The sequence below is a fragment of the Syntrophaceticus schinkii genome, assembly GCF_000946815.1.
Lineage (GTDB): Bacteria > Bacillota > DSM-12270 > Thermacetogeniales > Thermacetogeniaceae > Syntrophaceticus > Syntrophaceticus schinkii.
This window is the reverse complement of sequence record NZ_CDRZ01000047.1, coordinates 1-7,307: the sequence shown is the minus strand read 5'-3', so window position 1 is coordinate 7,307 and position 7,307 is coordinate 1. Positions and strand designations below refer to the sequence as shown.

The window sequence follows — 7,307 nt, the reverse complement described above, 5'->3', positions numbered from 1 at the left end:
TCATTAAGTACCTTATTCACCAATTCAGTAACAAGGCCTGGGATTTTATCAGGGAGCTTTTCACCCTTATCCGGTTTCTTATTACGTTTCTCTGGTTCACGCAGGACCCTAACTGGCTCATGCCCTAACCAAAACCTGTTTAGATAATCATAAAAAGTGCCAACACCGGGTACCGAACCCGGCTCAAAACCACAAGCAACAGCTAAGACGGGTTCAGCCTTTAAGCGTTTGACAAAAGAGGTAATTGGTTCTTTTAAATGGACCATAATCACTAAAGCGCGAAATATTTCCGGTTGGCACTTGGCTGGCCTTCCTGTGTGAGAATAGCGGTCCAAGACCAAAGGGAGAAGCTTATCCAGGTTAAGGATATAGATTTTTTCTAGAATATCCTCATAAAAAAGTATTTGGGATTCAAACACAGGCAGAAGAGATAAAAGTTTTTGTTCCAACCACGTCTGGAATTCACTGTGAGGACGCCAGTAACCGAGCAAAGAAACCATCTCCTGTATCGAAATGGGATGTATGGCAATTAATGCCTCCATTTCGATTTTGGGGCGGTTCGGCAAATGTCAAGTGCAATATTTGGTCATATTTATTTTAATTATCCTGCTTTACGCCTTCTTTCTTTCGATATCTCTTGTTATCGCTATATGAAGTTGTCCAGATATTTTGGAGGTGAAACAAAAATCTCCAAACTGCAAAGCAGTGTGGAGACTCTCTTGTGAGTTTCCGAATAACTACGTACTTCTTAAAAGGAGGGATCATGTTGAAGCGCAAAAAATTTGGAGACTTTCTCCTGGAAAAAGAAGTGATACAACGAGAGGAACTGACAGCAGCTGTCAAGGCCCAGCAGGTTTCCGGAAAAAAGCTTGGGGAAACATTGATGGAGCAGGGAATACTTGATGAGTGCAGATTCACCTCACTCCTGGCGGAATATTTCCAAATGGATGTCTTCCCGGCCAGTGATATAGAGATCACAGAAGAGCTGTTAGCACTTATTCCAAAACAACTTGCCTACAAGTACAATATCGCTCCTGTATCCTTAAAAGAGGGCAATCTCTTCGTGGCCTGTACTGATCAGGTGAGCGGGATGGTGGTTGAAAACCTGAGAAGGGTTTCCGGAAAAAGGGTCCACCTGGTGATGATGAAACCCTCGGATCTTTCCAGCGTCCTGCAGGCCATCTATGATGAACCCCCACATGATGGTGACTTTACAGTGGAAGATGCCCAGTTGCTGTCCCCGGATTATGCGGTCAATCTGCTGGACGGCTTGCTGGCTAAAGCAATCAATATGCGGGCCTCAGATGTGCACCTGGAACCTGACCGCGACCATCTGCGGGTGCGCCTGCGCATTGACGGAATGCTCAAAACTGTGGAAAAACTTCCCCCGGCATCTGCACCATCGATCATATCGCGGCTTAAGGTACTGGGTAATATGAACATACGCTGAAAACCGCAAGCCCCAGGATGGTACCGGATTCCCTGATTCAATAACAACGGCTATGCCACCAATATCCGTGTCTCCAGCCTCCCCTGCTCCCGCGGGGAGAAGGTTGTCCTGCGGCTGCTTCCCTCCCGTGAAGATATCTTTACCATAAAGGATCTGGGAATGGAACCCAATACCAGTGAGGCTTTCTGAAAACCCTGCATTCGCCCCACGGATTCGATCCTGGTGACAGGACCCAGTGGGAGCGGAAAAACATTTACACTGTACGCTGCTTTAAGGCACTTGCGTTCAGACTGCGTTAACATCACAACTGTTGAGGACCCATCAGAGATACAGATGGAAGGGATAACCCAAACCCAGATCGATCACACCGCCGCCAAAAAATACGCCTACTGTGTAGCCTTAAAAGCAATACTGCGGCAGGATCCCGATATCATCATGGTGGGAGAGATCCGCGATGGGGAAACCGCCCGCCTCACCCTGCAGGCCGCCCTCAGCGGGCACCTGGTCCTTTCCAGCCTGCACACCAATGATGCCCCCAGTGCAGTTGAGCGTTTGGTGGACATGGGGTGTGAGCGCTACCTGGTGGCTTCGGCCCTGCGGGGAGTGCTTGCCCAGCGGTTGATCAGAATCGTCTGTCCCGACTGCAGGCAGAAGTATACCCCTTCCCAGGAGGAACTGGCCGCCCTCGGCCTGGATGAGGGTGAAGAACATGATATTTTTCAAAGCAGCGGGTGTGTTCTATGCCATGGTACAGGCTACCGGGGGAGAACAGGTGTCTTTGAACTGCTGTCCATGGATCGTCAGCTGAGAAGAATGATCTCGGATGGAGCAAATGCCGCAGCTATCAGGGAGTATGCCCGCGGCACACTTGCCATGAGAACACTGCGAGAGGACGCTTTACAAAAGATGCTGCGAGGAATCTCCACACCAGCAGAGGTTCTCAAAGTTACCAGAGAATTGTAGGTGAAAGCAATAAGATGCCCAGATTTAATTATGAAGCCCTCGACCTGCGGGGCAAACCTGTGCAAGGAAGCCTCACAGTGACAACAATAACTGAAGCTGCCACTGTGCTGAGGAGCAGAGACCTCGTGATCACCAAACTGCATGAACAGGAGCCGGCTGATGAGCATTCTACAGCCTCCGGCGCCCCTGAAGGGGATATCTTGATGCGGTTGGGTGTGGTCAAGCAAAACGATATCGTGATTATTTTCAAGCAGATGGCCGCCATGCTGCGCAGCGGCATCACCCTGGTGGTTACCCTCTCCCTGTTGGCAGAGCAGACGAAAAAGCGCAAGCTGAAACATATCCTGTCCGTTTTACAGAGGGAGGTGGAGGCCGGCAGGGTGTTGAGTGAGGCGATGTCCATATTTCCCAGAACCTTTCCCAAATACATAACAAGCATGATTCAAGTGGGTGAGGCAACCGGCCTTTTGGAAGAATCCCTGGATTCTGTGATCAGCCTGATGGAAGAAAGGATCCATATCTCCAGGAGGGTGATCACCAGCCTCATCTATCCGACAATCGTACTGCTGGCAGTGCCGGCAGCCGCAGTATTCCTGATCTGGTATGTTTTTCCCAGAATGATGCCCTTTATTACATCTATGGGGGGTAAATTGAGCTGGAATGTAGAGCTGATGATTGCACTTGCAGAAGGCTTCCCCATCTATGCTCCCAAAATACTGCTGGGGATAGGAATTGCTGCAGGCATCATAGTTATCTGCTATTTACTGCCCACAACAAGGTATTATATCGACCTCTTTAAGCTGCACCTGCCTCTTTTTGGGACTGTATTCCAATATGCACTTGTTTACCATTTTACCCGGGTGCTCTCTGTGCTGTTGGAAAGCGGAGTGCCTATCTTAGATGCACTAAGAATAATAGACGAAAGCACCGGCAACCACGCGGCCAAAAGGGTGATTCAGGAAATGGCGGAGCGTGTACTGAGAGGAGATGACCTCTCCGCCCCCCTCTTGAAAGCCACCAATGTCTTCCCCCCGGTAGTAGGCACTTCCGTTCGGGTAGGTGAAGAGACTGGAAGCATCGATTCCTCTCTGTCTATGATCGCGGATATGTTTCGGGATCTCCTGGAAACCCAATTGAACCGCCTGGTTGCTTTTGTGGAACCGGCGTTGATACTGTTTCTCGGGGCACTTGTAGGATTTGTTGCCTCCACAATGGTCAGTGCCATTATTTCCAGTTATGGAAGACTGGCGGCGTGATAATGTCGTGCTTTTAACAAATGCCGGATCTGCTGGGCTGGGCAGTCATTGAGGATGATACTGTTGCCGCTTTTTTCATAATATGCCGGGTTGAGATGGTCTTTAAGGGCAGTATTGCTGTTGCCATAAGATTTGCCTGACACCGTTTTGAATGCAAGTGGAACCGGTGCCTGGCGCTATTTTTGAATGACATTTAGATAAAATAGCTGCTCAAAATCAGAAAGGAGAGTGAAGATGCATATTGCAGATGGTGTACTGCCAGCTTACCTCTGGATTTCAGGCAATGTCTTTTCAGGAACACTTGCCCTGTGGACCCTTAGCAAGAAAACCAATGCAGAGGATATCCCCTATATTTCCCTGGTCACAGCAGCGGTTTTCGTCGCCTCTTTGCTCCACGTTCCTATCGGCCCAGTCAGCGCTCATTTCATCCTCAACGGCCTGGCAGGAATCACTCTGGGGATCCTCTCTTTCCCTGCAATTGTTGTTGCCCTTACCCTGCAGGCGGTTCTTTTTCAGTTCGGAGGTTTCACAACCATCGGAATCAATGCTGTAATTATGGGAGTACCCGCACTGGCCGCCTGGGGGATCTTCCGGGCGGGTCAAAAAACACACATCAAGCATAAACTGGGGATCTTTGCCGCCCTGGCCGGTGGGATAGCTATCGCTTTAGGGACACTGCTTTTTTCTTTGTGCCTGCTGATGGCTGGGAAAGGATTTCAAAATGTGGTGCCTCTTGCTGTTATTTCCCATCTCCCCATCATGGTTATTGAAGCTGTTGTCTGCTTTTTCTTCGCTGAGTATGTAGGGAAAGTCAAGCCTGAGCTATTGGAGATCAGTCTAGGAAAGGAGTTTTATTCATGAAAAGACCTGCTGTTCTGGCAGTAATCTGCTGCCTCATCTGGGGGCTGGCATGTTTTGTTGCTGTGCCGCGCTTGGATGCCCATGCCGTACCCCTGGCGATCAAGGCAAGAGATATGGAGCTTAAAGTTACCTTCGGGGGTGGGGTATCCGCTCCCAATGCTGAGGTCAAGGTTTACAGAGCAGATGGAACCCTCTGCCAGGAAGGCAAGACAGATGAGAACGGTGTCTTCCTGTTCCAGCCTCAAGAACAGGGGGTGGAGTGGACAATAAAAACAGAGCATTCAGGGCATATCGGGGAAAGTGTTTATTTTAACGGTGACCTGAAGAGCGCCGGTGAGATACCCCTCTATTATAAGGTGGTTTCCGGGATCGGCTACCTCCTCGGCTTTGCCGGAATCACCATGGGCTACCTGGGTCTGAAAGCGAAAAGCGCCGAGAAGAAAGAATGAGAAGCCCAGAACTTGAACGCTATGCGGAATTAAATTCCCCTGTCCACAACTGGGACCCGCGGGTGAAGATCATCTCCTGCATTATCTTTCTGTGTACAATTGCTGCCACCGGAAAACCGAGTTCTGCTTTGGCAGCTCTGGTTGCAACAGGTGTTCTGGTAATTATTTCTCGTATCCCGCTGGGGTTTGTCCTTGGTCAGGTAAAATATGTCATCTATTTTCTGCTGCCCCTTTGTGTGATCATCCTCTTCTCCTACCAGGAGGGGCCTGTCCTGGCAAAGGTGGCATTTTTGACGGTGACAGAAGGAGGGTGCAAGAAAGCCGCCCTCCTTTTCCTGCGCCCGCTGGCTATGGTTCTGCTCATTTTCCCGATGTTGGGAACCATGCGCTTCGACGAGGCAATCAACGCCATGGAGAGCATCAAGGTGCCATCCAATCTCCTGCAGGTTTTCGCCTTTACTTACAGGTATATTTTCGTTTTAATGGACGAAATACGCAGGATGCAGAGAGCCCAGGCCGCCAGGTGCTTCCAGAACAAGTTGAGCCTCTCTTTCCTGCGCACTATGGGTATGTTCATTGGCATGATCTTTATCCGCGCTCATGAACGAGCAGAACGAGTGATCCGAGCAATGCTCTCCCGCGGCTATGATGGGAAAACAAAAGTTCTGCACCAATTCAACATCCACCCATCAGACCTGGCCAAAGCCTCTTATTAGTTTCTGTTGGAATTGCCATCCTTTTAATTCCCTGACCCGCCACGGGACCCGCCACGGGGACGGTCACCTTGGCTGGTCACAAAAACCTGCCACGGGAACGCTTCTTGTGATTTAAATGGATCGGAGGGATGGTTCTCTTGATCCATTTTCTGAAACCGTATAAAAAAAGTAGGGATGCAAAGAGATATTACTCGTGCTTCCCTACTTGTTTTCTTAGCCGTGAAAAGTTCTTTGCTACTGTTTAGAGTGCATTCACCAATACAGGGCAGTTTTCGTGGCCTCTAAACAGCGGTCACTACAATTTCTCGGCGATGGCTTTTCCCATCTCTGATGATTTGGCACTGCCGCCCAGGTCGTAGGTGAGGTATTTCCCTTCTGTGAGGACCTCATCTATGGCCTTCATCACTCGGTCAGCGGCATCCTTCTCACCCAGGTGCTTGAGCATCATCACACCGGAGAGGATGGTTGCCAGGGGATTCACCTTATCCATCCCGGTATATTTGGGAGCACTGCCGTGAACGGGTTCAAAGACGGCGTAATCTGTACCGATATTGGCTCCGGGAGCCACACCCAGTCCACCGATCAGCCCCGCGCAAATATCGGAAAGGATATCTCCGTAGAGGTTAGGCATGACCAAAACATCAAGCTCTTCAGGCCTTTGGACAATTTTCATGGAGCAGGCGTCGACGATGCGGTCTTCAAATTCAATATCCGTATATTCCTTGGCTATCTGTCGTGCTACATCCAGGAACAGGCCATCTGTGCACTTCATGATGTTGGCTTTGTGCACTGCAGTGACCTTTTTGCGTCCCTCACGCCGTGCATACTCAAAAGCGAAACGCACAATGCGCTCTGATCCGGCACGTGTGATGATTTTGATGCTCTCTGCCGCATCTTTTCCCACCATATGCTCGATCCCCGCATAGAGGTCTTCTGTATTTTCACGCACCACAATAATATCCACATCTTCGTAGCGTGTCTTTACAGCGGGAAGACTCCTGGCTGGTCTGACATTGGCAAAAAGGTCGAGCTTTTTACGCAGGGCAACATTGACACTGCGGAAACCTGTCCCAATTGGTGTTGTCAAGGGTCCCTTCAAGGCGATCTTGTTGCGTCTGATAGAATCTAAGACATGATCTGGCAAGGGTGTGCCGTACTCTTCGATGACACCCTCCCCCGCGTCCACGACATCCCACTCTATCCCAACATTTGCTGCATCCAGGACAATGCGTGCGGCTCTGATAACATCCGGACCCGTGCCATCGCCGGGAATCAAGGTAATTTTATACTTCTTCAACTACAACACTCCTTTCGTGGGGTCAGGCTTGAGTAATTTACTTTCGTATAACCGAAAGTAGAGTAGGCGGGGTCTCATGCCGCCTGGTAGCGTTTAGGTCAGGACAGTCCGTTATACTGCCCCTTTCGTCTGGCAGTGCCTTAGTATCCCGGCCGTGCGCTACTGGCCTAGCACGTTCGTATCCCCTCACCCCTCATCGAACCGTACGTGCGCTATTAACGCATACGGCTCTCCGTAGTCATTATTCACGGAGCTCACGCAAAGATTCTTACCCTGACATCGTAAATATTCACAATATACGGGGTGTAGGCAGTG

The 7,307-nt window shown here is 49.9% G+C and carries 6 protein-coding genes and 2 pseudogenes; 5 read left to right on the top strand and 3 right to left on the bottom strand.

Translation table 11 applies throughout. The features are described from left to right. A pseudogene (locus SSCH_RS03620) lies at positions 1-542 on the bottom strand (hypothetical protein); the annotation flags it as partial. A gap of 221 nt (positions 543-763) precedes the next feature. Between SSCH_RS03620 and SSCH_RS21375 the strand changes: the two are divergent. Further along, positions 764-2,413, top strand: a pseudogene (locus tag SSCH_RS21375) (GspE/PulE family protein). 14 nt (positions 2,414-2,427) lie between these two features. Continuing rightward, the gene (locus tag SSCH_RS03610; RefSeq protein WP_044664285.1) at positions 2,428-3,669 is read left to right on the top strand and encodes a type II secretion system F family protein; all 1,242 of its coding nucleotides are present in this window, start codon (positions 2,428-2,430) and stop codon (positions 3,667-3,669) included. On the opposite strand, the gene SSCH_RS18810 is transcribed toward SSCH_RS03610, so the two are convergent. Continuing rightward, the gene (locus SSCH_RS18810) at positions 3,648-3,812 is read right to left on the bottom strand and encodes a hypothetical protein (RefSeq protein WP_198142138.1); all 165 of its coding nucleotides are present in this window, start codon (positions 3,810-3,812) and stop codon (positions 3,648-3,650) included. The genes SSCH_RS03610 and SSCH_RS18810 overlap by 22 nt on opposite strands. A 91-nt stretch (positions 3,813-3,903) precedes the next feature. Between SSCH_RS18810 and cbiM the strand changes: the two genes are divergently transcribed. From cbiM to cbiQ, 3 genes are read left to right on the top strand one after another with little or no spacing between them, the layout of a single operon-like run. Then, positions 3,904-4,530, top strand: coding sequence for a cobalt transporter CbiM (gene cbiM / locus SSCH_RS03605; RefSeq protein ID WP_044664284.1), 627 nt, complete (start codon positions 3,904-3,906; stop codon positions 4,528-4,530). After that, the gene (locus SSCH_RS03600; protein WP_044664283.1) at positions 4,527-4,979 is read left to right on the top strand and encodes a hypothetical protein; all 453 of its coding nucleotides are present in this window, start codon (positions 4,527-4,529) and stop codon (positions 4,977-4,979) included. Before cbiM ends, SSCH_RS03600 begins: the two co-directional genes overlap by 4 nt. Continuing rightward, complete coding sequence (gene cbiQ / locus SSCH_RS16190) at positions 4,976-5,695, top strand: cobalt ECF transporter T component CbiQ (protein WP_052835262.1); 720 nt, start codon at positions 4,976-4,978, stop codon at positions 5,693-5,695. The genes SSCH_RS03600 and cbiQ overlap by 4 nt, the downstream gene beginning before the upstream one ends. Before the next feature lie 295 nt (positions 5,696-5,990). Here cbiQ and SSCH_RS03585 read toward each other — a convergent pair whose 3' ends face one another. Further along, complete coding sequence (locus SSCH_RS03585; protein WP_044664280.1) at positions 5,991-6,992, bottom strand: isocitrate/isopropylmalate dehydrogenase family protein; 1,002 nt, start codon at positions 6,990-6,992, stop codon at positions 5,991-5,993. Positions 6,993-7,307 lie beyond the last annotated feature (315 nt).

Coding starts and splice junctions, on each gene's coding strand:
- SSCH_RS03610 (WP_044664285.1), top strand. CDS start 2,428: ATGCCCAGATTTAATTATGAAGCCCTCGACCTGCGGGGCAAACCTGTG.
- cbiM (WP_044664284.1), top strand. CDS start 3,904: ATGCATATTGCAGATGGTGTACTGCCAGCTTACCTCTGGATTTCAGGC.
- SSCH_RS03600 (WP_044664283.1), top strand. CDS start 4,527: ATGAAAAGACCTGCTGTTCTGGCAGTAATCTGCTGCCTCATCTGGGGG.
- cbiQ (WP_052835262.1), top strand. CDS start 4,976: ATGAGAAGCCCAGAACTTGAACGCTATGCGGAATTAAATTCCCCTGTC.